We start from the raw sequence: 23,150 nt of genomic DNA, 5'->3' as shown, positions 1-23,150 counted from the left end.
CGGTATTTGCGCCATTACACCGTGCGATTATCAAGAATCCGGCGATGTTCCATCAAGAGCGTGTCAAGAAGGGCAACAACGTCAGGCGTTGCGCGGCAACAAAATCTGTACCTGCAAGCCTCCCGTTGCCGGCAGCGTGGCATTAATCGTGCCGCCGTGCGCCTGGCAAATCGCCCGCGCAATCGACAGGCCCAGCCCGCTGCCGCCCGAGTGGCGGGCGCGTGACGCCTCACCGCGCGCAAAGCGCTCAAACATCAACGCCAGAAACGCCGCAGGAACGCCCGGGCCGCTGTCCTGCACGATGATTTCGTAATGATCAACGGTGTTGCGCGTGCGCAGCTGCAGCTGGCTGCCGCTTCCGGCATAGCGCAGGGCGTTTTCCAGCAGGATGGTGAAAACCTGTCCGAGACGGAACGGATCGACCGGCAGCAATGTCTCTTCAGCCAGCGCTACCCCGGTGCTGATGCGCGCTTCATCCAGCTGCGGTTTGATCCACTGCAGGCGCTCGCGCAGGATATCGGCCGGGTTGCAGCGGACTTTCTCCAGCGTGAGCTGGCCGGCATCCGCCAGTGACAGCAGATGCAGCTCATCGATCAGCCGGTGCAGACAACTGAGCTGCGCCATGATCAGGGCGAGCTGACGTGAGTCAGCGCTGAACACGCCATCAAGCAGCGCCTGCAGACGCACCATGGCGGCGTTGAGCGGCGACCGCAGCTCATGCGCCATGGCGACATGCGACGTACGCAGCTCTTTGTCGTAACGCGCCAGCTGGCGCGTCATCGCGTTGAAGTTGTGCGCGAACTGCGCCAGTTCGGCGGGCGCTGCCGGCGTTAACGCCGCCTGCGCACCGAAATCGCCTGCGGTCACCTGGTCTGCCGCTCGTCTGAGCTGGCTGAACTGTGCAGAAAGCGGGCGCGCGTGACGCAGCCCGAAATAGGCAATAAACGGAATGGTCACCAGCACCAGGATGCCGACGGTGATCCAGTCCGAGGAAGCAATGGACGGATCGGAGTAGCGTATGCCCCACCAGCTATCGATGATCTGGTGAAAGCGCGCGGGATCGCGTTCCGGATGTGCACGCAGGGCGAGAAATTCATGCAGAACCGCCGGCGGCATATGGTGCGTGATCCACAGGTACTGCACCGTGAAGCGCAGCCACATGCACAAAGCAATCAGTACCACGGTACCGATAGCCAGCGTCAGAATGCGCAGACAAAGCCAGCGCCAGAGCGTTTGTGGGGATTTTTCTGTCATGGCTGGCGGAACCGGTAGCCTACGCCGCGCACGTTGAGCAGCACGCCCGCCATACCGGCCGCTTCCAGCTTTTTGCGCAGGTTATACACGTGGGTATCAATCACCCGCTCCAGCGCGTCGCTGTCCGGCATACACTGCTCCAGCAAAAACGGGCGGCTCAGCGCGCGCACCGGTGCGCGCATCAGCGTGACCAGCAGCGTGAATTCGGTTGGCGTGGTATCAACGCAAAGCACGTTACCGGAGGCCTGCGTGACGGTAACCGTCATCGCGCCGCTGTTCACCTCCAGCCCCTGCCAGCGCAGGATCTCTTCCTGCGGCGTTTTTACCGCGCTGCGCCGCAGCACTGCCTGCACGCGTGCTACCACTTCGCCGGGATGATAAGGCTTGACCACATAATCATCCGCGCCGTAGCGCAGGGCACCGATGCGATCGGGCGTATCGCCCATGGCCGTGACCATAATCACCGGCACCTCGCTGCTGCGCCGGAGTTTTGCCAGCACCTCGGTGCCGTTCAGGCCGGGCAGCATCACATCAAGCAAAATCAGAGCGGGCTGCCAGCGCAGGGCCAGCTCAAGTCCGCTCAGGCCATCCGCGGCAACACGCACCGCATAATTTTCCCGTAGCAGATAGGCCTCCAGCACCTCAGCCGCGTCAGCGTCGTCCTCAATAATCAGGATATTTTTGGTCTGCATAACTCACCTTGACAGTTTCTTCATAAATCCCTGGCTGTTTGTTGACACAGCCCCGGGATACTTCGGCTTCGCGCTGCGGCTGCCCGGGCAAGGGGCGGTAAACGGACCGATAAAGAGGTGACACGATGATAACCAGAAAAACGCTGATGTACATGACCCATCTGCTACTCATGATTTCCGCTGCCGCCAGGGCGGATGGCGACGCACAGACCAGCCTGACGCTCGGCGCGGGGGCGCAATTCGCGCCACGCTACAGCGGATCGAATAAAACACGGGTGCAGCCGGTACCGATTTTCCAGGCCAGAGACGGCGCATTTTTTGCTGATGCCCAGAAAGGCATTGGTTATGACCTGCAGAGCGACAGCGGGGTTTATCTGGAACACACGCTGGGTTATGGCCTGGGCCGAAGCGATAAAGATTCGACGTGGCGGGACGGCGCCAGCCGGCTGCAAGGCATGGGAAACATCAGTGCGACGGTGAACACTGCACTGGCGCTGGGCTGGCAGCTCACACCGTGGCTGAGCGCAGAGGGCAAAGCGGTGCTGCCGCTCAGCGATGATCAGGGCGTGAACTATCAGGCATCCGTTACGCTGGTGCCCCTCCAGCGCGACAGCGATACCGTTGCACTGCAGACGGCGGCGCTGTTTGGCGATGCGCGTTATATGAATACCTGGTATGGCGTGAGCGATGTCCAGAGCAGGCGCAGCCGGTTCTCGCGCTACGATTCCGGCGGCGGCTTCTACGGTGTTGCGACTACGCTCACCTGGAGCCACCAGTTTGATGCCCACTGGGGCACGCTGGTCAGCGCGGGTTACAGCTGGCTGGGCGATCGCGCCGCGGACAGCCCGATCGTGTCCCGGCGCGATCAGGTCACCGGCACGGTCGGCTTTAGCTATACCTTCTGAGAAACGTTATCGGTGGCTGCACAACGCCCGGCAGGCGCGCTGTGCAGCACGACAACCACTACGCGGACATGCCGCCATCAATCACCAGTTCGCTGCCGGTAATATAAACACTTTCGTCCGATACGAGGAACAGGGCGGCCGCCGCAACTTCGTCAGGATGGCCGAGGCGTTTGGCCGGTATCTGCGCGCTGAATGTCTGTCGTACCTCGTCGCTGACCTGGTCAAACATCGGCGTGTCCGTCGGGCCAGGACTGAGCGTGTTGACGCGAATGCCGCGCGGTGCCAGTTCGCTGCTCCAGGTGCGGGCATAGGCGCGCACCGCGGCTTTGCTGGCCGAATAAGCGCCATAGCCAGGATTGGCCATGCTGCCCGCAATCGAGCCCACCAGCACGATGGCACCGCCTTCCGTCATGTGCTTCACCGCATGCTGTACGGTGAATACCATGGCACGCACGTTGAGGCCGAACGTGCGGTCAAAGTGCTCTGCGCTGGTCTCTTCGAGGCTGGCGGGTTCAGCCACGCCAGAGGAGTTCACCAGAATATCGAGACGTCCGGCGCGGGCCTGCACGGTGTCAAACAGACGGGCAACATCGTCTGCGCTGGTGAGGTCGCCTGCTATCGCCTCAATGCGGCCGCCAGTCAGCGTGACGGCTTCGGCCAGCAGCGCTTCGCGTCGCCCGGTGATGAAAACGTGGGCACCTTCCTGCACAAAACGGCGCGCGATGGCGAGGCCGATACCACTGCCGCCGCCGGTCACCAGCGCGACTTTTCCTTCGAGTTTCATGATGGCTGCTCCAGAATGAGAGGGGTAGACGGCTGATGATACATTTCGTATATTTAGTGTCAATTACGCACCTTATCTACATTAGATATACATAAGGAAACCCCATGCCGACTGATATCGCGGCGCTGCTGGCAGAGGTCAACAGCACCCGTCCAATCCTGGAACAGGTCGCCAATAAGTGGTCGGTATTAATTCTGACCGTGCTGTGCACTGAACCCGCGCGCTTTAACGCGATCAAGCGCCGTCTTGATCCGATTACCCACAAGGCACTGACGGAGGCGTTGCGCCGGCTGGAGCGTAACGGCCTGATCAGCCGCCGCGTGATCGCCTCGTCCCCGGTGGCGGTGGAATATGCCATTACGCCGCTGGGCCAGACGTTGCAGGATCCGTTTGTTGCGCTGGTGAAGTGGGCCAGAGAGCAGGGCGACGCGATTGAAAAGGCACAGGTTGTCTATGATCAACGTCGTGCCAGCGAAGAATAAAGCGTGGCGGCCGCCGGCTATTCAGGCGGTCTGTTAATCGCATGCTCAACATGGTTTGCCGTTCTTCTCCTCGCCGCTAAATTAGTCTACATAAAAACGGAATTATTAAATTCGACTCGCCGGAATTTAATTACGTCATTTCAGTAAATTTCACGCTGCGTTATTATTTGCTTGCGGGAAAAAACGGTTAAAAATTTTGAATGGGTAAAACAAATGATTTCAATAACACCTTAGCAGGTTTGCGCTACAGTATTAGCACTTGATTATTTGAGGATGTTTCCATGAAATTTTTGAAAAAAACGGCGCTGCTTTCTCTGGTGGCATTATATGTTCCCCTGTCACATGCCGCAGCGACGGAATATAACCTTGACCCGCAACATACTTCCGTGGTGATCGCATGGAATCACTTTGGTTTCTCTCATCCGACTGCTGATATTTCTGATGTTTCCGGTCAGCTGGCTTTTGATAAAGAAAACCCGGAAAAGTCACAGGTTAATGTGACCCTGCCGTTAAAAACGATTGACACGCATGTGCCAGCGCTGACCAAAGAGTTTTTGGGTAATGAGTATTTTGACGTTAAAAAATATCCTCAGGCCACCTTCCACAGCACCCATGTGGAAAGTAAAGGCGATAATAAATATGATGTGCAGGGTAATTTAACCATCAAAGGGATCACTAAGCCGGTTGTGCTGCATGCCACGCTGAACAAGCAGGATATGCATCCTATGGTTAAAAAGCAGGCGATCGGTTTTGATGCCACCGGCGTCATCAAACGCTCGGATTTTAAAATCGATAAATATGTTCCGGCCGTGGGCGACGAAGTGACGATTACGCTCTCTACCGAGGCGTACGCCAAATAAGGCATTGCGCGCTTAATCGCGCGCTTTTTCTCTGCATCAACCTGCTGCGCTATGCGCGTGGTCAGCGCGAGCTGGCGCAACAGGTTGTCTGTACTTCTTCCCCGGACGCAGCATCACTGCCTGTCAGCGCATTTCTCGTCAGCACCCTCTGACGCTTTGCCTCATCACCTGCCTGAAATTTCAGACCTTTAGCAATAAAGCCGAAAAAAACCACCAATTCATAACCTTGCGATGATCGCCAGCAGAGCACCCGATGACCTGAAGGGTTTTTCCCCTGCTAACAGCGGCCAGTGAACTATATTTTTACCCACTGAAGTGCGAAATCATGGGTTTAGCAGATAACCGGCACGATAACGGTTACTGATTTTGGTGACTTATCTGACAACCACGGTTGTTAGCTGAACAGAAGGGAATATCATGCCATTACTTCTAGGTGAGTTATCTGGTGCGCCGACATGGGTACCTGCTGTATTGCTCGTCACACTCTCGCTACTGCTGGGTTTTCTGGCCCGCTTTATTCTTCTCAGGTTTATTCGCTACTGGCAAAGCCGCGATCGCAAGCTGTTTAAATCGCTGGAAAAGCATCTGCGGGGATCGTTATTTTTATTCATTCCATTACTGCTGATCAATATGGGGATGAATTATGTGCATCTTGATCCTGGCTCACTGAGCTTTATCGCCACCACGCTTAATATCTTTATCATCTTATCGTTCTGTTCCATTTTGATTCGCCTGATTAACGTAGCGCAGGATATGTTATTTATTCGCTATGATATCAACCTGTCGAACAACCTGCGCGCGCGTAAAATTCGTACGCAATTAATCTATGTTAAAAAAGTGGCTATCGTCATCCTGGTACTGTTTTGCCTGAGTTTAATTCTGCTCAACTTCCCCGGTGTACGTAAATTCGGCACCACCATCCTCGCGGGTGCCGGTGTCGCCGGTATTATTATTGGTTTCGCTTTGCAAAAGTCGCTGGTGAATCTGTTTGCCGGCATTCAGATTGCTTTCACCCAACCGATAAAAATTGACGATGCGGTGGTGGTCGAAAAGGAGTGGGGCTGGATTGAGGAAATCAATCTGACCTATGTTGTGGTGCGCATCTGGGATTTACGCCGTCTGGTGCTGCCCATCACCTATTTTACCGAGAATGCATTTCAGAACTGGACGCGAAATAATGCGCAAATATTGGGGTCTGTGTTTCTCTATGTTGATTACTCGATGCCGCTGGCGCCGTTGCGTGAGCATTTTGAAAAAATCCTCAATGAGACGCGGCTCTGGGATCGCGAAACTCAGGTACTGCAGGTGACCGATACCACGGAAAAAACCATGACCATCCGTTTACTGATGACCGCGCAGAACTCACCGACGGCATGGGATTTACGCTGCTACGTCCGCGAGAAAATGATTGAATTCATTCAGCAGAATTACCCGCAGAGTTTGCCGCAGGTGAGAGCCACCCTGACCGAAGCCGACAAAACATAGTTAAGGCTGGCGATGGGGTATTGCACGGTAATTGCTCAGGTTGCCATTGCTATCCGGCGTCATTATCAGGGCCCTTATCGGGGCCCTGAACAGGGCGTTTTCTCCGTCAGTTTTTACTGACTCTTTTCCTTATCTGCCTCCGCTGCCTTTGGCAGATCTTTACGCAGTTTTGCCACCTGATCCGCGGTTACCGCAGGTGCCTGATTGCCCCAGCCGTTACGAATGAATGTCACCAGATCCGCCACTTATTCATACATTCACAATGACCTGACGTATCATCATCAGGTCATATCATGGCTACAAAACATTATGCAACAATCAACTCTTCGCTTTCTTTTAACGCTGTGTTGCGTTCATTTTCGATGGCTAAAGACTCTCTGTACTCTTTAGCTTCTGCAGAAATTGTCCAATGCACATCAATGCTCATTTCCTGAATCGTGGATTTGATGTCTTTAATACCTACATTAAAGAACTCTTTGCGAGAATTGACTTTGTTTACCTGTTTATCGTTAAACACTTTGTGAAGGTGGTTTTCAAGCGAAGGAGCATCATCACTGTAGATCATTGCATGTACATCGAATGAAAACGGGACGCTGGCATCGCCAAGTTCACGAACCCGGTCGAGCGGTTCGAGTCTGCGTGTCATCCCAATTTTATAAACGTTTTCTCCAAACGAGCCGATATTACTGATCACATACACATGACCTGAACGTGTTTGCTGTGCCATAGAAATGGCTCGTTGGTTTTTGGCTTCAGCTTCTTCGTATTTAATTTGTAGCTCAGCCAGTCTCTGTTCGAGGGCTATACGTTGTTCTTCGCCTGCGAGCATCAGTTCTTTAGTTGCTTTATCAATCGCCTGCTGAATTGTTTTTTCTTCTTTTTCAGCTTCTTTTATCGCTTTTTCATACTCGCGACGCGCCTTTTCTTCTTCACGCAACTGTTCTTTGATTCGTCTTTGTTCTTCTCTTTCTTCAAGCATAATTTCATTTACAGCTACTCCCCATTTAAGCTCGTTGAGTCGGGCCTGCAAGCAGATATCAGTGATCCTGGCTGACCTAAAGGCTGAACCGTTAAAATTAACAAGCTCAAAGGCATCTTTTATTTCCTGGGATAATTTGCCGTAATTGTTGTGTTTAATTTTTGAGAGGGTACTGTCGACTTTTCCATTGAAAGCATCCAGTACGAATTTGATGGCGGTGTTTCTTCTGTTTGGTTCGACGTAATCACAGCTTGCCGCTTTGTTCGTTTTGATAAGAGACTTAGTTAACTCTCTGGCTTTTTGCAGTTCTTTTCCTGCATCCGTAAATTCATAATTCTCTGCCAGTTCGTCCAAAACGCTTCGGTTTGGCACTATCCATTCATCGCCGTACCCTTCAATTTTATTTTTCATTGACCTGGCGACAGCCTGATAGGTCTCTGCAAACTCTTTCGCTTCATATGCGGAGCCAGCTATTTCCATTGCACGTATCTCTGCATCTGCGATTATTTTCATCGCATTATCATTTGCGTTGGAGATCAGCTCATCCGCTTTACTATTCGCGTTATCGAGTCGTTCTTTGGCTTTCAAGCGAGCATCACGCGCATCCTGGGTGATAGCGACAGCTTCGCTATTGGCGTTGCTTATTGTTAATGCAGCCTGATCGTGAGCTTCGTTTACCGCTCTTGCCGCTTGTTTTTGCGCGTCATCCAGCTTTTCTCTGGCAATAGCGTCAGCGGTTTTAATCTTTTTTTCCGCATCTAATACTGCATCGTGTAATTCCTGATACTGCCACAAAGGAGTGGCTTTTCCTTCAAGTTCTGCGTGGTCACGTACAGCCTGAGCTAATTTTTTCTGCGTTTCACCTAATTCTTCGCCAAGCGTATTTTTGCCGGAGATTAAAAGAGCTATTTCCTCTCGGTATTTTTTGCTTTTTTTGAAAAGTACGACAGATAAAACCGGAGCCAGAAGTGCTAATAAGAGTACTACTACTAAAAATAATTCCATTTCAAAGTCCTTTTACTCTATCAATTTGTAACAGCTGTGCTTCCTAACTATGCTATCACTTCTATATCTGAAAAAGCACATTCAAAAATATCATTTACAGTGGAAAGTTTGAACCTGCCTCTGGACGACCGGGGGATGAGTCTAATGAAATTGTAATGAAGAAATACCTATAGCATGGTCGAATTGTTATGAATTGATTGCTTTGGTTAACACCGTGTCCGTGCATGACCCTCTGTTAACTGAACGTACAAGGACGACCGCAAAGGCATTGCTGGAAGCAGGGGAATGGGGAATCAAGCCGTTTGAAACCTGCGGCGTAAGAGGTTTGGCAGCAGCGCGACGGTGCATTTTTCGGAAAAAAATGCCCGCAGAGCGGGCATAACAAAAAAACTACAGGAAAAATTCTCGTCGCAACGCTTGAGCTGTGTGTTGCGTCACTATAGTAGCAACGAAAATTCTCCCCTGCTGACAATGTTCGATGAGTTAATTTTGTTGCCGGGATTCACAGCGCACGCTTCCGTCGCCATTTCTCCCGTTCGCGATGAGCTATCTCCGCTGTCCATGTTAACCCGCCCAGCGCGACTGGCGGATAATCCGGCAAAAATTCATCGGGCGAAATGCCGGTTGCTTATCAGCGATGACGTCAGCTTTCACGTTGCCGAAAGTCGTCGCCGGTTTGTGTTGAATGCCTTCATAAAATGCCTGGATAATTTCTTCTTTAAACTGTGCCGGACGGGGATGCTGCTGCACCACGGCTTCACGTTGCTCATCGCTGAAGTGGTCATAGTCAATACCCAGCACATCCATCTCAACGCCGGCCGTCACCAGGGCGATTTCCCCGGCCATAAATTGCGGAATGCCGGGCGTCGTGTGCAGGGCAATCGCCGTCCACACTTTATCAATGTCCGCCTGGGCAACCCCGTAATGTTGCAGAAAATCGCGCGCCGCATTGGCGCCATCGACTTCAAAGCGCTTATCGCAGCTGCAATGCTGTTGCGTCAGGCCCACATCATGAAACATGCAGCCAACGTAAAGCAGCTCGGCATCCACTTTGACCCCCAGTCGCTGACCTGCCAAAGCGCCCCAGTAAAAAACGCGGCTGGAGTGATGAAATAACAGATCCGATTCGATGTCACGTACCAGCGCGGTAGCATCGCGCGCCATTTTGCTGTCCGGAATACGAATGCCGTTAAGAGTAAAACTCATGGTGATGTCTCCGCTTAGTGAAGTTGCGTTCAGCATAAAGCCGCGCGACAATGTCATGAATCTCTGTTTAACGATGATTTCTGACATTGCGATTTAAGCGGACAGCCAGACAATGACTCACCATCACATTACCCTCTTGGCCGTTCCCGGCGCCCAGTTGCTGGATATTTCCGGGCCGCTGGATGTGTTTGCCGAGGCAAATCGGCTGCTGCATCGTCAGGTGTATCAGCTCAGCGTGATGTCGCTGCAGCACACCAGCATCCGCTGCTCGTCTGGTGTCCGGCTGGAAGCCAACGTTGCGCTAACTGCGGCGACACAGCATCGCGCCGATACCTTTCTGGTCGCCGGAGCACCTGACGCCAGCCAGATGCAGCTTTCCGCCAGTGAGCGCCAGCAGATTATCGCGCTCTGTCAGCGCAGCCAGCGTTACGGCTCGGTGTGTACCGGGGCGCTGCTGCTGGCGCAAACGGGTTTGCTGAACGGCAGGAAAGTCACTACTCACTGGGCGTGTGCGGAACGGCTGGCATTACTGCTACCCGATGCGCAGGTCGAAGCCGATGCGCTGTATGTGGCGGATGGTGCATTACGCACGGCAGCGGGCGTGACGTCCGGACTGGATCTGGCGCTGCGGCTGGTGGAAGAGGATCTCGGGCGCGAGCTGGCGCAGGAGGTGGCCGCCAGCCTGGTGATGTTCTTCCAGCGCCCGGTGACACAGGGACATTTTGTGCGTAAACAGCAGGTGTCCCTGGCCGGACGCAGCGCCTTTCAGGAGATGCAGCGTTGGGCAATCGCGCATCTGGCACAGATTCGCGGGCTGGAAGACCTGGCGGCGCACATGCACCTCAGTACGCGGCATTTAGCGCGTCTGTTTCAGCAGGAGATGCAGATCCAGCCTGGCGCATGGCTGGAGCAGGCACGCATCAGCCACGCGCGGGCTTTGCTGGATGCCGGTGAGCTGCCGCTCAAAGCGATCCCGGCGGCCTGCGGTTATCACAGTGCCGATGTGATGCGCCGCGCGTTTGTCAAAGTGACCGGCATGACGCCGTCGCTGTATCGCAAAATGTTCCCGCCGCCGCGCTGAGTGTGCACCACTGTCTGCATTCTCGCCCGGCTGCGCCATCCAGCCGCTTATTCCAGCGTGTTGCTTTCCAGCTTATGCGTTGTAGCCCTGCGCGTTGACCACCAGCAGAGCAGCGAACCGAGACAAACCATCGCCGTGCCTTGCCAGAAGGAGAAGGTCAGGCTGGAGTCAAGGATAAAAGCGGCTATCAGCGATGAAATGATAGGGATAAAGTAGGATGCTGCGGCTAACAGCGTGACATTGCCGTGCAGAATACCGACGTTCCACGCCGCATAGCCAAGCCCCATCGCCATCGCTGCCAGTGCCAGGCTGATGCACGCCTGCAGCGAAAACACTACGGGTGGCTGCGGTGATAGCAGCGATTTCAGCCACAGCGTCAGCGCAGTTAACATGAAAAACAGCGTGATGCCGTTACTGCCTTTCGCGCTATTTTTTGTCACCACACAATAAACCGCCCAAATCATCGCACCGCCAAATGCCAGACCATAACTGAGCGGATTATCCATCACGTTGTCGATCATTTCGCCCAGTGAAAATCCCCGATCGCCACTCAGTACCCGACAAATACCGGCGACGGCCAGCAGGAGGCCGGGAATAATCAACGGGCTGGTCTTTTGCCGGTTAACCATCACCGTTAAAACGATGGTCATCGCCGGCCACAGGTAATTAACCATGCCGACTTCAATCGCCTGATGGCCGCTATGAGTAAAACCCAGCGACAGCGACAGGCAGAGCTCATAGCAGACAAACAGCAGGCTACCGATCAGCAAATAGCGGCGGGGAAACTGGCGCAGGTCAGGAAAACCCACGGTGAGCAGCAACAGCAGGGCGCTGGCGCTGTAAATCAGCGCGGCACCGGTTACCGGACCAAAACTTTCACTGACGCTTTTTATTAATCCTACAATCGTGCTCCACAGCAGAATGGCCAGCAGACCAGTCAGGGTAGCTTTACTCTGCGGCATTACCCGTTACCTCAATGTGTGAAAAATCGCGGCGTGCTCGCCAGTGTGGCGGCTGGCGGGGACGCAGACAAGATGAATCTGCAGGTTGCCGATGTGACTGGCCGGAAAGCGAACCCGCCTGCAGGCAAAAATTTGGAAAAATATTCTGATTAAAATCAGTGTAATAGAGTAGTGATGTAAATCTTCGCTAAAAAATATCTTGCTATTAAATAGCGCACTATATAAATTCAGTCTCAGTTCAGAACACGACCATCAAGTCATTATCATTTAAATAGCGTGCGATATAATCGCAAAAAATATTAAAGGAGTAACACCATGAAATTACAACACTCTCTGCTTGCCATGGCGATGGCTACTGCATCTGTTAATAGCTTTGCTGACGCACCACAACCTGAACGTCACGTGCAGCAATTTTTACAGGCGCTTAACAGCAGCGGCGGCAAACCGATTGAGCAACTGTCACCGCAGGCGGCGCGCCAGGTCCTGATTGATGCGCAGAAGGGCGTAACGCTGCCGCCGGCCGACGTCACTGAAAAAACCATTCAGGTAAACGGCCAGCCCATTAAGCTGAATATCGTAAAACCGCAAGGTGCACAGGGTACGCTGCCGGTATTTATGTTCTTCCACGGCGGCGGCTGGATCCTCGGTGATTTCCCGACCCACGAACGTCTGGTGCGCGATCTGGTGGTGGAATCTGGCGCTGCGGCTGTGTTTGTGAACTATACGCCGTCACCCGAAGCGCATTATCCGCTGGCCATCAATCAGGCTTATGCGGCGACACGCTGGGTGGCGGAACACGGTAGTGAAATTGGTGTCGATGGCAAGCGCCTGGCGCTGGTTGGTAACAGCGTCGGCGGTAACATGGTGGCGGCGGTCGCGCTGCAGGCTAAACAGCAGCAAACGCCTGCGATTCGTTATGACATCATGCTGTGGCCGGTAACCGATGCGCGCTTTGATACCGCTTCGTATCACCAGTTTGCCAACGGATATTTCCTGTCGCGGAACATGATGAAATGGTTCTGGGACGCCTACACCACCAAACAGAGCGAGCGTGACAATATCCTCGCTTCGCCGCTGCGCGCCACGAAAGAGCAGCTGCAGGGCTTACCGCCAACGCTGATTCAGACGGCAGAACTGGATGTGCTGCGTGATGAGGGTGAAGCCTTTGGTCGCAAACTGGATGCCGCCGGTGTGGATGTCACCGTGACGCGCTATAACGGTCTGATTCATGACTACGGTCTGCTCAATCCGCTGAGCGAGGTGCCGGCAGTCCGCACTGCGATTCGTCAGGCGGCGGAAGAGCTGAAAACCCATCTGCAGTAAGCTTCAGGCCAGGCGCGGCGGCGTCTGGCCCGTTTATTTATCCTCGCGTCACTTCCACTTCATCTCACCGGTATTCACCTTCGCGCTCAGCTCCAGCGAGCTGACATCCGCTAAGGTTGGCCACGCCTGTTTCATTGCCTGAATCACCGCCGCGGAGCCTTTGTGCTGTTGCAGCGCCCGCTCAAAACTTTGCAGATAATCCAGCGTAAAGGTGACCGCCTTATCGCCCGCCGGACGCGCACCCAGATAGTGGCCGGGGATCACCACCTGCGGCTTCAACTGCTGCATTTCTCGCAATACCTGACGCCACTCTGCGCGGCTGGCTGCGGTCTGCGTGTCCGCGGTCCAGACGTGAATGCCTGAGTCCACCACTGTGCCACCGAGTATTGCCTTACTGGAGGGAATCCACACGTAGGCTGATTTTTCTGCCGCGTGGCGCAGCTCGATGCGCTCACCATCGACGCTAAACCGCGTCTGGTGGGTAATCTGCGGTACATACAGCTGGTGTGGCGCAGCGCCGTTCATCTGCGGTCCCCAGTACTGCAGCTTGGCATCTTTGGTCGCTTCGATATGTTCCACTACCAGCGGCGAGGCGACAATTTTGGCCTGCGGAAACGCCTGCACCAGCGGCTCAAGACCGAAGTAGAAATCCGGATCGCCCGAGGTGATCACGATGTGGGTCAACTGCTTGCCGCGCGCTTTAATCAGTTCCACCAGCTTTTCACCATCTTTGGGGCTGAACTGCGCATCAAACAGAATCGCTTCATGCGGACCGGAGACCAGCGTCGACGAGACCGGAAAAATTCCCTGTTCCTGTGGGTTATACACGTCTAACTGCAACGGAGCGGCAAAAGCCGGCGCGGCGGCTAAGGTGACCAGCAGCGCGAGTGATTTCATCTTCATGGCATCTTCCTTTTTACGGCAACGTGCCGTCACTGAAAGACGCTATTGTAAGCAAATCGCCAGCTGGCAGAATTCCCGCAATCAGATATGATCAGTTGCATAAAACGATCAGATGGAGCCTGCATGGACAGAGTGACGGCAGCGCGGGTGTTTAACCGGATTTGTGAACTGGGAAGCCTGAGCGCGGCGGCGCGCGCACTGGATATTTCGCGCCCGATGGTCAGTCGCTATCTTGATGAAATGGAGAAGTGGGCGGGCGCACGCCTGCTACACCGTTCTTCACGGCGGCTGACCATTACCCCGGCGGGTGAGCAGATTTTGCATAAGACACGCGCGCTGGCCCGGCTGGCCGATGAGATAGAGCAGCAGGGCGATGAGGGCAAACCGCAGGGCACGTTGCGCGTGGCCTGTGCACATTCAACCGCCACACATATTCTTGGACCGATGATTCCGGCGTTTCTGGCGCGTTACCCGGCGGTGCGTATTGAGCTGGAGATCAATAATCAGCCGGTTAGCCTGGTGGGTGAGCGCATCGATGTGGCCATTCGCATTACCGACGATCCGGAGCCCGGCGCGATTGCCCGCAGGCTGGGTGAATGTGCTTCGGTAGTCTGCGCTGCGCCGGCCTATTTAACGCAGCGGGGCGAACCGCAGACGCCAGCGGATCTGGCACAACATAATTGCCTGCACTACAGCCGCTTTGCCGGGCAGCGCTGGCAGTTTCACGATGCGCAAGGCGAGGCGGTTTCCGTGGTGGTGAGCGGCAATTTCAGCGCCGGTATTTCATCCGTGTTATGTGATGCCGCTATCGCCGGCTGTGGGGTTGCCATGGTGCCAGCAATGGAGGCACAGGCTGCGCTCGCCAGCGGTCAGTTACGTTGCGTACTGCCCGGCTTTCAACCGCGCACCTTAGGCATTTATGGCCTGTATATGTCGCGCGAACGCCAGCCTGCGGTATTACGGGTATTTCTGGATGCGGTGATGCAGCAGTTGCAAACGCTTTGAATCACCAGAGTGACAACGTCACTGGTGCCCGTCACGCACTGTATGTGTTACGTAACACCGTTTCGACATACTGAACCGTGGCGTTAAGCGACAAATCCACCGCACAACTGCTACTATGCGCCGCGCCGCGGCAGTTGAGCAGCGCGCCGGGTTCCACTTTCACTCATTTTTACCTGCTTAACGGCATGGGGTAGCACCGTAATGTTTCACGATTTAGGCATCATCAATCTCTGGACTTTTCTGGCGGGCGCGCTGGTGATCATTCTATTACCCGGACCCAACAGCCTGTATGTGCTGCGCACCGGGATGAGTCGTGGGGCAAAGCCGGCCTGTCAGGCGATAGCCGGGGTGATGGCGGGCGATTTGATTTTGATTTTCCTCGCCTGGGCGGGCGTCGCGACGCTGATCCGTACCAGTCCGCATATTTTTATGGTGGTGCGTTATCTTGGCGCCATGTTCCTGCTGTATCTCGGCGTGAAGATTATCATCGGCGCGCTGCGCAAACGCAGCGGCGATCAACCGGCTGAAGCGGTAAAACAGGAAAACTATTTCCTGCGTGCGCTGCTGCTTGGCGTAACCAATCCCAAGGCGATTCTGTTTTACGTTTCGTTCTTCATTCAGTTTATCGATCCGCGCGTAACCCATACCGCGCCGGCGTTTGCCACCCTGGGTGCGCTGATTCAGGTGATCAGTTTCAGCTACTATTCCCTGTTGCTGGTGGCTGGCGCGGTGATGGTGCGCTATCTGCGCAGCCGCACCCGCCTGGTCAAGCTGGCGAACATGCTGACCGGCATGCTGTTTTTTGGCTTCGCCGTGCGGTTAGTCAGCGCGCAAAGCTAACCTTTCTGACGCGCGCCACGGCAGCAACGCCGCCTCCGCCTGCTGCACCCTAAAATGGCAACGCGATGATGCAGCGGTGCGCACAGTTTGTGCGCATTGCCTGCATCCGTATGACTGCCGCATCCATAAGTATTCCATCTTGTATCCCAGACCGTATCCTATCTGGCCCGGCGCATAACGGCCGCGCACACCACACTATTCTGGCACGCAAACTGCACTCCTCCCGGTAGCCAATTAACCCCCGGAGAACGATCATGTTTGATGCACTGCTGGATGAAGATGCCACCCAGCTGGCGGCGCGGGTGCGCGACGGCGAGGTTTCCGCGCGCGAGTTAACCCAGGCGACGCTGGATCGCCTGGAACAGCGGGAGCCGCTGATTCAGGCGTTTTGTACCCTGACGCCGGAGCGGGCGCTGGCACAGGCAGAGCAGATCGACTGCCGTCGTGCGCGCGGCGAGCCGCTGGGCGCACTGGCGGGTGTGCCGCTGGCGGTAAAAGATTTGATCTGTACCGCAGGTGTGCGAACCACGTCAGGATCGGCCGCCTACGCCGATTTTATTCCCGAAGAGGATGACATCACCGTTGAGCGCCTGCTGGCGGCGGATGCCATCCTGCTGGGCAAGACCACCGCGCCGGAGTTTGGCTACAGCGGTGTCGGCCATAATCCCCTGTTTCCCTCACCGCGAAATCCCTGGGATGTGAGCAAAACGCCGGGCGGATCGAGCGCGGGTTCCGGCGCGGCGCTGGCGGCGCGGCTGTGTCCGATTGCGCTCGGCAGTGATGGCGGGGGATCGGTACGTATCCCGGCGTCCCACTGCGGTGTCTATGGACTCAAGGCCTCGATGGGGCGGGTGCCGCTGTGGCCGGGCTGCCGCGATGAGCGCTATCCTGGCGTTTCCAGCTGGGAATCGCTTGAACATATCGGTCCGATGACGCGTAGCGTGCGCGACAGCGCGCTGATGATGTCAGTGATGGCCGGTCCGGACATGCGCGATCGGCACTCCATCCCATGCAGCGATGTTGACTGGCTGGCCAGCCTGCATCGGCCACTGCAGGGGTTGCGCATCGCTTTCAGCGCCGACTTTGGCTATATCGCCGTCGATGCGGAAGTGCGCGCCGTGGTCACCGCGGCCGCGCGTCGTTTCGCTGCGGCGCTGGGCGCAGAGCTGGAAGAGGTGGATCCCGGCATCGCTGACGAAAGCGCCAGCTTTGCTGCGCTGGTGGCGTTCGAAAGCGATCTGAGCGGCATGCGCCAGATCCAGAACCAGCTGGGAACAGCGATGTCACCGCACCTGAGTGCCATGCTGCAGCGCGACTGGCGCGCGGAGCATTTCACCGACGCCAATACCACGCGCAAAAAGCTCTGCAACCAGCTGTGGCGCTTTATGCAGCGCTACGACCTGCTGCTGTCACCGACGCTGGCGGTGCCGCCGTTTGCGCTGCACATGCAGGGCCCGGAAGTCATTGATGGCCGCATGGTGCGCAGCGATCACTGGCTGTCGTTCTGCTTCCCGTTCAATTTTACCGGTCAGCCTGCCGCCTCGGTGCCTGCCGGCTTCACGGCCAGTGGTCTGCCGATCGGTATGCAAATTGTGGGTCGTCATCTGGACGATGGCCTGGTGCTGGCGGCCAGTGCCGCTTTTGAGCGCATCCAACCATGGAATCATCACTATCCTGCTGCTATTGGAGTTCTCCATGAGTAACAAATCTTCCCCTGCGCTGGAGCAGGAGTTCGAGCATGAGCCGGTGCCGCTTAGCCATCGCCACTCGACGGGTTCGGTGTCGGCGGTGTGGTTTGGCTTTCCGATGATCCTCACTAATGCGCTGTTCGGCGGCATTATCACCTGGCATCTTGGCTTCTGGCCGGCACTGCTGGCGATTTTGCTGGGTAACCTGGTGCTGTTTGCCTATGTCGGCGCACTTAGCTGGTTCGCCGGGCATACCGGTATGAACTTCGCGCTGCAGGCGAAGCGGACCTTTGGCACCAAAGGCTATATCCTGGTGTCCGGCTTTCTTTCTACAGTGGTGATAGGCTGGTACGCCTTCCAGACCGGCCTGACCGGGACGGTGATCAACCAGACTTTTGGCTGGAACGCGCTGGCGGTCACCGCGTTTGCCATGGTGCTGTATACCGGCGTCACCTTTCTCGGGGTGCGGGCGCTGTCGGTGCTGGGAATGATTGCCGCTCCGCTGTTTGTGGTGCTGGGGCTGGTGGCGCTGTGGCTGGTGAGCAAGGATCATGATTTCACCACGCTGACCCAGTGGCAGGGCAGTCCGGCAGCCGCTGGCGCCATGAGCATGGGCACGGCGGTCACCATGGTGATTGCCGGCTTTGCGGATTCCGGCACCATGACAGCGGATTTTACCCGCTGGTCGAAGGACGGCAAATCAGCGGTGATCGCCGCGTTTTCCGCGTTCCCGCTGGCGAATGTGATTTCCTATCTGTTTGGTGTGGTGATTGTCGCCGTCGGCGCGGCGGTCGATCCGCTCAGCAACGGCGGTAACTTCCTGCCGCTGCTGATGGGGCACGGCATGCTGCTCTCCGTCATTGCCTTTCTGTTTGTGTTTATCAACCTCGGTTCGGTGTGCACGCACTGCCTGTATAACGGCGCGGTCGGTTTCAGCCATCTGTTCAGCAGCAAAATGCGCCTGTGGACGCTGATCCTCGGGGCCATCGGTGGCGTGCTGGCGCTGGCCGGCGTGTGGTCCTGGTTCCTCGAATGGCTCAGCCTGCTTGGCATGGTGGTGCCGCCGTTTGGCGCAGTGATGATTGTTGATCTGATCTTTATGGCAAAAATCAGCGAACAGCGGCAAACCCGGCGCCTGCGCGGCAGCGCGTTCGCCGCCTGGGCCATCGGCAGCCTGTGTGCGGTGATGGCCCACCTCGAATTCCCGCAGTTTGGTGAAGCGGTTATCGGCCTGGTCACCGCGGCACTGAGCTATACGCTGATTGTGAAATGGAAACCGGAAAGCAGCACGGCGGTAATGGAGAAAAGCAATGCCTGATTATATCGTTGATTCAACCCCCTATCCGTGGCCGTTTGACGGCAACTGCACGGTGCAAAACACCGCGCTGCTGGTGATTGATATGCAAACCGACTTCTGCGGCAAGGGCGGTTATGTTGACACTATGGGTTACGACATCTCCCTGACACGCGCCCCCATCAAACCGCTGCAGCAGGTGTTAGCGCGCATGCGCGAATCCGGCTTCCCGATCATCCATACCCGTGAAGGCCATCGTCCGGACCTGAGCGATCTGCCGGCCAACAAGCGCTGGCGATCGCGGCGGATGCAGGCGGAGATTGGTGCACCAGGGCCCTGTGGCCGCATTCTGGTGCGCGGTGAGCCAGGCTGGGAAATCATTCCCGAGCTGGCGCCGCTACCGGATGAAGTGATTATTGATAAACCCGGCAAAGGCTCTTTTTACGCCACCGACCTTGAGCTGATTCTGCACAGTCGCGGTATCCGCAACTTAATCATCAGCGGCATCACCACCGACGTTTGCGTGCATACCACACTGCGCGAAGCCAACGATCGCGGTTTTGAATGTCTGGTGCTGAGCGACTGCTGCGCGGCGACGGAGTTGAAGCATCATGAAGCGGCGCTCAGCATGATTCATATGCAAGGCGGTATTTTTGGTGCAGTGGCGGACTCGGCAATGCTGCTGGCCGCGCTGAACAGCCCGGCAGCGGCGCGGGTGAGCTAATCCGGCAACGGACGCGAATGGCGGGCTGGCCAGGCGTTGAGGTGCCGGGCCAGCCACAACCGCACACCAACCTTGCGCGGGCGTGATGATGCAGTCTGACCGGCCTCCGCCGGTCATGGCCAACTTCAGCCAACGTTGCCGGAAATCGTCAGATAGTCGGTATACATTTGCGGTGCGCCGGAGAACGAGGCCATGGTGCGCCATTCATCATACATACGCTCGCTCTCCTGATGGTTTTTCACAAACGTCAGCGATTTTTCGGTTGAGACGTCCATCGCCGGATGGAAGCTGTTGAGCGAGTCGAGGCTTTCGATCACCAGCATCACCGCATATTGCTCACTTCGATTACCGCCGGTGCCCTTCAGCATGTGAAACTTCCAGCCGGGATAGTCATCAATGCGCGCGACGTTCTCAATCATAAAGCGATCAAAGTCGGCAGCCGTCACGCCCGCGCGTAGCGCCAGATGATGAAAACCGACCACGCGTGCCACTTTAGGTTGAGCATCGGGCTGAAAGTTCGGGCCGGGCGGCAGTGAACTGTGGCGGTTTTCTGCCAGCAGCGAGAACGTGGAGAAGAGCGTCGGTAACTCCCCATAGGTGGCAAAGTTTTTCCACTCCTCAAGCAGCGCGCACGCCTCGGGCCGCTGTTGCCAGAAGGCGATGGCCTCAGCCGTGAGTTCGCCAGCCGGTGTGATATAGCGGTCATAGTCTGCCTGGCTGGGAGCCTGATACAGCATCAGGTATTGTTCCTGGCGTTCGCCACGCAGGCCTTTTAACAGCGACCATTGCCAGCCCGGATAAGCAGGAATCTGCGTGCCGCGCGCCTTGAGAAAGGCTTCGAAGGTCGCGGCATTAACGCCTTTCTTCAGATTGAGCCCGACGTAGTGCAGGCTGAACACCGGTTGCGTTGAGGTTGTCATAGAAACTCCTTGTGAATATGACAGGGCAGAGGCGCTATTTCGCTGCCAGAGCAAAACGCGCCGCGAAAGTCACCAGCAGCAACATCACGATGCCGGCGCTGAGCGTGGTGGTCAGGGACGTAAGCTGGGCGCTAAAGCCAATCAGCGCCGGGCCCAGCAGTAGCCCGGAGTAACCGCACAGCGTGACGGCCGGTATGGCGTAATGCGCGGCGACAGTGCGCTGGTTACCCGCCGCGTTGAATAAAATCGGCACGATATTGGCCAGACCGATACCCACCAGCACAAAGCCGAGCAGGGCACTCCACAGCCAGACGGAGAAAATCGCTAATGCCAGCCCTCCGCTGGCGACGAGACCGCCCAAGGTGAGCACGCGGCGACTGCCATAGTGATTAATCAGCCGATCGCCAAACAGGCGCAGCGTGGCGACAGCCGTGGCGTACAGCGTGAAGCTGAAACCGGCCAGTTGCATCGACATGGCGCGTTCACTGTTCATAAACACCGCTGACCAGTCGAGCATGGCGCCTTCGGTGAGGAACAGCAGGAAACACAGCAGGGCAATCAGCACCACGTTACGGTGCGTCAGGGCGCGCAGCGTACCGCGCGTTGGTTTTGCATCCGTGCGGCGACGGGGCAACAGGGCGGTATGGCTCATCAGCAGCAGCAATAAAATCAACGCACACAGCGGCAGCAGCGCCAGCAGGGGCGCAACCTGCAGCCACAGCAGCAGACTCACCGCGCCAGCGCCAGCAATGCTGCCAAGACTGTAAAAACCGTGAAAGCCTGACATCTTGCTGGCCGCGGCCTCGCGCTCCACGATCACCGCCTGATAATTCATGCTGACATCCATCAGTCCGTTGATCGCACCGAAGAGCAACAGCGCGCCCGCCATCGGCAGCGGTGAGTTCAGCAGCATCAGCAGCGGCAGATCCAGTGCCAGTCCGGCACCGCACAGCAGCAGCAGCGTGCGACAGCCAAAGCGGGCAATCAGCGCGCCGGTAAAGGGCATAACTGACATGGATCCTGCGGCGATACAGAACAGCAGCAGCCCCAGCATGCCGTCATTGATCGCCAGCTGCGCTTTGGCGAAGGGAATAAGCGGCGCCCAGGCGGCCATGCCCAGTCCGGCGATAAAAAATAGCGTGCGCGTCGCGCGCTGCTGGCGCAGGTTAAGCAGATTGGTCATCATCACATCCCGGTGTAGTACGGCGTTTCATTGCCTGGCCTTATCCATGGTCGGGCTACAGGTACGCTGCAGCCCGTGCAAAGGCTCATAAAAACGTAATTAATTTTTAACAGTAACAAGACTTGTCCTGGAAATGACGTAGCGTGTTCAGGTGGCTGTATTCAGTAGATTTTATTTATTTCATATACGGAAGGCATTTTAAAAAAGCGCGATGTGGGAGGGGGACGGTAATGACGGATAAAGTCAACGATGACAATATTATTTTAATGCTCTGTAATATATAGAAATTAACCTGAGGTGATACAAGCATTGCGTGCACTGTGTAGCGGTGCAATTTATTGCACGATAAATCGCACCGCTATCTACCAGGATGGATTACCTGCACGTTGCTTAACTGAACAGCAGCGTAGATGTCATTAACCGGCAATTAATAATATAAATATAGTTAATGATTGCTCAGCGCGGTTAACAACCTGCAACCGTAAGCGCCAGGTAACTTCACTTACTCATCCAGCTGTAAATAGCAGACACGCAGGCGGTGCCCGTCCGGGTCCAGCGCGGTAAAGGTGTAGCCAAAGTCCATGCGCACCGGCGACTGAATGATGGTGATTTCACGCAGCACGCCCCATTCGTGATAAAGAAAATCGACATCGTCTTTGCGCGCGGTTTTGAACACAATTTCGCTACGCGCTGCACTGCCGGGCAGGGAGAGTGCGGGTTCAACGGTATACTGCGACCAGATACCCAGTTTAAAGCCGCTCTCAAACACAAACATGGCAAAGGTCGGGCTGAGTTCTGCGGGTTTGATGTCGAACAGCGCGGCATAAAAGTCAGCACTTTTCACGACGTTGGGCACATAAATAATGGTCATGTTAGCGGTAAGCATGGTGATCTCCTTGTGTGTTTACCGCTGCATAGTAGGGGGAGGCTGTGACAGATTTTGTCAGGAGTCGATGGGTTAACTGATAATTTTCAGATCGGCTTTACGGTGCTTTTTCTGTTCCTGATAGAAATTCTCAGGGAGTCCGATATCCAGCAGATACAGTTCCAGTTTATTTTCCACCCAGCTATAACCCAACAGCGTCAGGCGGTTATTCAGCTGAAATTTGTGCACGCGTAAAAAGTTTAAGTCACCTCTCTTGAGCTCACCGAATTCAGGCGCATCAACAATCCTGTCGATCTCATCCTCGACGATGGCACGCTGTGTATCGGGCAATTTATCGAGCGTTTTTTCAAAGCGGCGTGTTTGATAAACCTCGATGCTATTTTGTGGTTTTGGATCGGGGTGTTCGGCGGACATACGGCGAAACCTTCTGATTATCGACTTCAGCCTGGGCGATTAATACTTCAGCGATGAAGCTATACGGTAAGTCCGGATTATCCTCAGCAATCCGGCCGATCTTCGCCCAATGCTCAATCTGCTTTGGAATGCTGCGGCTGGCGGCTTCAGCGTGAATTTTTACGTCGCTCACGAAGTCATCGTCTAAACGAATACTTGTGGCCATGAATATTACCTCGCGGATGAAAGCGGTGATGGACTGACTGTTGTAATGTTGAGTTGCGATTACTGCTGCA

At 55.6% G+C, this 23,150-nt stretch carries 23 protein-coding genes and 1 pseudogene; 11 read left to right on the top strand and 13 right to left on the bottom strand.

Annotation, left to right across the window (positions count from 1 at the left end; all coding sequences use genetic code 11):
- Positions 1-81: 81 nt before the first annotated feature.
- Positions 82-1,254: a cell wall metabolism sensor histidine kinase WalK gene (locus C1Y43_RS06230; protein ID WP_058775958.1), complete on the bottom strand. Its 1,173-nt coding sequence runs from the start codon at positions 1,252-1,254 to the stop codon at positions 82-84.
- Complete coding sequence (locus tag C1Y43_RS06225) at positions 1,251-1,946, bottom strand: response regulator transcription factor (RefSeq protein ID WP_104187476.1); 696 nt, start codon at positions 1,944-1,946, stop codon at positions 1,251-1,253. Before C1Y43_RS06225 ends, C1Y43_RS06230 begins: the two co-directional genes overlap by 4 nt.
- A 125-nt stretch (positions 1,947-2,071) precedes the next feature.
- Here C1Y43_RS06225 and C1Y43_RS06220 point away from each other — a divergent pair, with 125 nt between their 5' ends.
- On the top strand, positions 2,072-2,851 hold the full coding sequence (locus tag C1Y43_RS06220) for a MipA/OmpV family protein (protein WP_104187474.1): 780 nt from the start codon (positions 2,072-2,074) through the stop codon (positions 2,849-2,851).
- Positions 2,852-2,909: 58 nt separating this feature from the next.
- On the opposite strand, the gene C1Y43_RS06215 is transcribed toward C1Y43_RS06220, so the two are convergent.
- Positions 2,910-3,638, bottom strand: coding sequence for an SDR family NAD(P)-dependent oxidoreductase (locus C1Y43_RS06215; protein WP_104187781.1), 729 nt, complete (start codon positions 3,636-3,638; stop codon positions 2,910-2,912).
- A 101-nt stretch (positions 3,639-3,739) separates the two neighbouring features.
- Here C1Y43_RS06215 and C1Y43_RS06210 point away from each other — a divergent pair, with 101 nt between their 5' ends.
- The 3 genes from C1Y43_RS06210 (at position 3,740) to C1Y43_RS06200 (ending at position 6,462) form a co-directional block, all read left to right on the top strand.
- On the top strand, positions 3,740-4,117 hold the full coding sequence (locus C1Y43_RS06210; protein WP_104187472.1) for a helix-turn-helix domain-containing protein: 378 nt from the start codon (positions 3,740-3,742) through the stop codon (positions 4,115-4,117).
- Between the two features lie 281 nt (positions 4,118-4,398).
- Positions 4,399-4,977: a YceI family protein gene (locus tag C1Y43_RS06205; protein ID WP_058759072.1), complete on the top strand. Its 579-nt coding sequence runs from the start codon at positions 4,399-4,401 to the stop codon at positions 4,975-4,977.
- 417 nt (positions 4,978-5,394) lie between these two features.
- Positions 5,395-6,462, top strand: coding sequence for a mechanosensitive ion channel family protein (locus tag C1Y43_RS06200; protein ID WP_104187471.1), 1,068 nt, complete (start codon positions 5,395-5,397; stop codon positions 6,460-6,462).
- 113 nt (positions 6,463-6,575) lie between these two features.
- On the opposite strand, the pseudogene C1Y43_RS24075 reads toward C1Y43_RS06200, so the two are convergent.
- The 3 genes and pseudogenes from C1Y43_RS24075 to C1Y43_RS06185 all read right to left on the bottom strand — a co-directional run.
- Positions 6,576-6,707, bottom strand: a pseudogene (locus C1Y43_RS24075) (cytochrome c); the annotation flags it as partial.
- Positions 6,708-6,769: 62 nt separating this feature from the next.
- Positions 6,770-8,446, bottom strand: coding sequence for a DUF4041 domain-containing protein (locus C1Y43_RS06190; protein WP_104187470.1), 1,677 nt, complete (start codon positions 8,444-8,446; stop codon positions 6,770-6,772).
- A gap of 564 nt (positions 8,447-9,010) precedes the next feature.
- Complete coding sequence (locus C1Y43_RS06185) at positions 9,011-9,652, bottom strand: HD domain-containing protein (protein WP_104187468.1); 642 nt, start codon at positions 9,650-9,652, stop codon at positions 9,011-9,013.
- 112 nt (positions 9,653-9,764) lie between these two features.
- Here C1Y43_RS06185 and C1Y43_RS06180 point away from each other — a divergent pair, with 112 nt between their 5' ends.
- Complete coding sequence (locus C1Y43_RS06180; RefSeq protein WP_104187467.1) at positions 9,765-10,733, top strand: GlxA family transcriptional regulator; 969 nt, start codon at positions 9,765-9,767, stop codon at positions 10,731-10,733.
- A 47-nt stretch (positions 10,734-10,780) separates the two neighbouring features.
- Here the strand turns inward: C1Y43_RS06180 and yddG are convergent, their stop codons facing one another.
- Positions 10,781-11,695: an aromatic amino acid DMT transporter YddG gene (gene yddG, locus C1Y43_RS06175; protein WP_104187465.1), complete on the bottom strand. Its 915-nt coding sequence runs from the start codon at positions 11,693-11,695 to the stop codon at positions 10,781-10,783.
- Between the two features lie 342 nt (positions 11,696-12,037).
- Between yddG and C1Y43_RS06170 the strand changes: the two genes are divergently transcribed.
- Complete coding sequence (locus C1Y43_RS06170; protein WP_369974302.1) at positions 12,038-13,018, top strand: alpha/beta hydrolase; 981 nt, start codon at positions 12,038-12,040, stop codon at positions 13,016-13,018.
- A gap of 48 nt (positions 13,019-13,066) precedes the next feature.
- Here C1Y43_RS06170 and C1Y43_RS06165 read toward each other — a convergent pair whose 3' ends face one another.
- The gene (locus tag C1Y43_RS06165; RefSeq protein WP_058759080.1) at positions 13,067-13,921 is read right to left on the bottom strand and encodes a Vmh family MBL fold metallo-hydrolase; all 855 of its coding nucleotides are present in this window, start codon (positions 13,919-13,921) and stop codon (positions 13,067-13,069) included.
- 123 nt (positions 13,922-14,044) lie between these two features.
- Here C1Y43_RS06165 and C1Y43_RS06160 point away from each other — a divergent pair, with 123 nt between their 5' ends.
- From C1Y43_RS06160 to C1Y43_RS06140, 5 genes are all read left to right on the top strand, one after another.
- Entirely contained in the window at positions 14,045-14,926 is an 882-nt protein-coding gene (locus C1Y43_RS06160; RefSeq protein ID WP_104187463.1) for a LysR family transcriptional regulator, read from the top strand.
- A gap of 201 nt (positions 14,927-15,127) precedes the next feature.
- Entirely contained in the window at positions 15,128-15,766 is a 639-nt protein-coding gene (leuE, locus tag C1Y43_RS06155; RefSeq protein ID WP_058770263.1) for a leucine efflux protein LeuE, read from the top strand.
- 254 nt (positions 15,767-16,020) lie between these two features.
- Complete coding sequence (locus tag C1Y43_RS06150; protein ID WP_104187461.1) at positions 16,021-17,469, top strand: amidase; 1,449 nt, start codon at positions 16,021-16,023, stop codon at positions 17,467-17,469.
- On the top strand, positions 17,462-18,772 hold the full coding sequence (locus tag C1Y43_RS06145; protein WP_021509019.1) for a cytosine permease: 1,311 nt from the start codon (positions 17,462-17,464) through the stop codon (positions 18,770-18,772). Before C1Y43_RS06150 ends, C1Y43_RS06145 begins: the two co-directional genes overlap by 8 nt.
- The gene (locus C1Y43_RS06140; RefSeq protein ID WP_104187459.1) at positions 18,765-19,472 is read left to right on the top strand and encodes a cysteine hydrolase family protein; all 708 of its coding nucleotides are present in this window, start codon (positions 18,765-18,767) and stop codon (positions 19,470-19,472) included. The genes C1Y43_RS06145 and C1Y43_RS06140 overlap by 8 nt, the downstream gene beginning before the upstream one ends.
- A 125-nt stretch (positions 19,473-19,597) precedes the next feature.
- Here C1Y43_RS06140 and C1Y43_RS06135 read toward each other — a convergent pair whose 3' ends face one another.
- The 5 genes from C1Y43_RS06135 to C1Y43_RS06115 form a co-directional block, all read right to left on the bottom strand.
- Positions 19,598-20,392, bottom strand: coding sequence for a hypothetical protein (locus C1Y43_RS06135; RefSeq protein ID WP_104187458.1), 795 nt, complete (start codon positions 20,390-20,392; stop codon positions 19,598-19,600).
- A gap of 34 nt (positions 20,393-20,426) precedes the next feature.
- Positions 20,427-21,575 carry an MFS transporter gene (locus C1Y43_RS06130; protein WP_199189148.1) on the bottom strand — a complete coding sequence of 383 codons (1,149 nt, stop codon included), beginning with the start codon at positions 21,573-21,575 and terminating at the stop codon, positions 20,427-20,429.
- Positions 21,576-22,077: 502 nt separating this feature from the next.
- Positions 22,078-22,461 carry a VOC family protein gene (locus tag C1Y43_RS06125; protein ID WP_104187454.1) on the bottom strand — a complete coding sequence of 128 codons (384 nt, stop codon included), beginning with the start codon at positions 22,459-22,461 and terminating at the stop codon, positions 22,078-22,080.
- 72 nt (positions 22,462-22,533) lie between these two features.
- On the bottom strand, positions 22,534-22,875 hold the full coding sequence (locus tag C1Y43_RS06120) for a type II toxin-antitoxin system RelE/ParE family toxin (protein WP_104187452.1): 342 nt from the start codon (positions 22,873-22,875) through the stop codon (positions 22,534-22,536).
- A complete protein-coding gene (locus tag C1Y43_RS06115; protein WP_071813632.1) occupies positions 22,838-23,080 on the bottom strand; it encodes a ParD-like family protein in 243 nt (80 codons plus the stop codon). The genes C1Y43_RS06120 and C1Y43_RS06115 overlap by 38 nt, the downstream gene beginning before the upstream one ends.
- Positions 23,081-23,150 lie beyond the last annotated feature (70 nt).

Origin of the sequence: Pantoea sp. ICBG 828, assembly GCF_002928355.1 — a bacterium.
Lineage (GTDB): Bacteria > Pseudomonadota > Gammaproteobacteria > Enterobacterales > Enterobacteriaceae > Pantoea > Pantoea dispersa.
This window is presented reverse-complemented; position numbering and strand designations above follow the sequence as displayed.

Excerpts from the sequence above, each read along its gene's own strand:
- C1Y43_RS06230 (WP_058775958.1), bottom strand. The coding sequence starts at position 1,254 with ATGACAGAAAAATCCCCACAAACGCTCTGGCGCTGGCTTTGTCTGCGC.
- leuE (WP_058770263.1), top strand. The coding sequence starts at position 15,128 with ATGTTTCACGATTTAGGCATCATCAATCTCTGGACTTTTCTGGCGGGC.
- C1Y43_RS06160 (WP_104187463.1), top strand. The coding sequence starts at position 14,045 with ATGGACAGAGTGACGGCAGCGCGGGTGTTTAACCGGATTTGTGAACTG.
- yddG (WP_104187465.1), bottom strand. The coding sequence starts at position 11,695 with ATGCCGCAGAGTAAAGCTACCCTGACTGGTCTGCTGGCCATTCTGCTG.
- C1Y43_RS06205 (WP_058759072.1), top strand. The coding sequence starts at position 4,399 with ATGAAATTTTTGAAAAAAACGGCGCTGCTTTCTCTGGTGGCATTATAT.
- C1Y43_RS06200 (WP_104187471.1), top strand. The coding sequence starts at position 5,395 with ATGCCATTACTTCTAGGTGAGTTATCTGGTGCGCCGACATGGGTACCT.
- C1Y43_RS06140 (WP_104187459.1), top strand. The coding sequence starts at position 18,765 with ATGCCTGATTATATCGTTGATTCAACCCCCTATCCGTGGCCGTTTGAC.
- C1Y43_RS06130 (WP_199189148.1), bottom strand. The coding sequence starts at position 21,575 with ATGACCAATCTGCTTAACCTGCGCCAGCAGCGCGCGACGCGCACGCTA.
- C1Y43_RS06145 (WP_021509019.1), top strand. The coding sequence starts at position 17,462 with ATGAGTAACAAATCTTCCCCTGCGCTGGAGCAGGAGTTCGAGCATGAG.
- C1Y43_RS06170 (WP_369974302.1), top strand. The coding sequence starts at position 12,038 with ATGGCGATGGCTACTGCATCTGTTAATAGCTTTGCTGACGCACCACAA.
- C1Y43_RS06120 (WP_104187452.1), bottom strand. The coding sequence starts at position 22,875 with ATGTCCGCCGAACACCCCGATCCAAAACCACAAAATAGCATCGAGGTT.
- C1Y43_RS06225 (WP_104187476.1), bottom strand. The coding sequence starts at position 1,946 with ATGCAGACCAAAAATATCCTGATTATTGAGGACGACGCTGACGCGGCT.
- C1Y43_RS06125 (WP_104187454.1), bottom strand. The coding sequence starts at position 22,461 with ATGCTTACCGCTAACATGACCATTATTTATGTGCCCAACGTCGTGAAA.
- C1Y43_RS06190 (WP_104187470.1), bottom strand. The coding sequence starts at position 8,446 with ATGGAATTATTTTTAGTAGTAGTACTCTTATTAGCACTTCTGGCTCCG.
- C1Y43_RS06180 (WP_104187467.1), top strand. The coding sequence starts at position 9,765 with ATGACTCACCATCACATTACCCTCTTGGCCGTTCCCGGCGCCCAGTTG.
- C1Y43_RS06115 (WP_071813632.1), bottom strand. The coding sequence starts at position 23,080 with ATGGCCACAAGTATTCGTTTAGACGATGACTTCGTGAGCGACGTAAAA.
- C1Y43_RS06165 (WP_058759080.1), bottom strand. The coding sequence starts at position 13,921 with ATGAAGATGAAATCACTCGCGCTGCTGGTCACCTTAGCCGCCGCGCCG.
- C1Y43_RS06135 (WP_104187458.1), bottom strand. The coding sequence starts at position 20,392 with ATGACAACCTCAACGCAACCGGTGTTCAGCCTGCACTACGTCGGGCTC.
- C1Y43_RS06210 (WP_104187472.1), top strand. The coding sequence starts at position 3,740 with ATGCCGACTGATATCGCGGCGCTGCTGGCAGAGGTCAACAGCACCCGT.
- C1Y43_RS06220 (WP_104187474.1), top strand. The coding sequence starts at position 2,072 with ATGATAACCAGAAAAACGCTGATGTACATGACCCATCTGCTACTCATG.
- C1Y43_RS06150 (WP_104187461.1), top strand. The coding sequence starts at position 16,021 with ATGTTTGATGCACTGCTGGATGAAGATGCCACCCAGCTGGCGGCGCGG.
- C1Y43_RS06185 (WP_104187468.1), bottom strand. The coding sequence starts at position 9,652 with ATGAGTTTTACTCTTAACGGCATTCGTATTCCGGACAGCAAAATGGCG.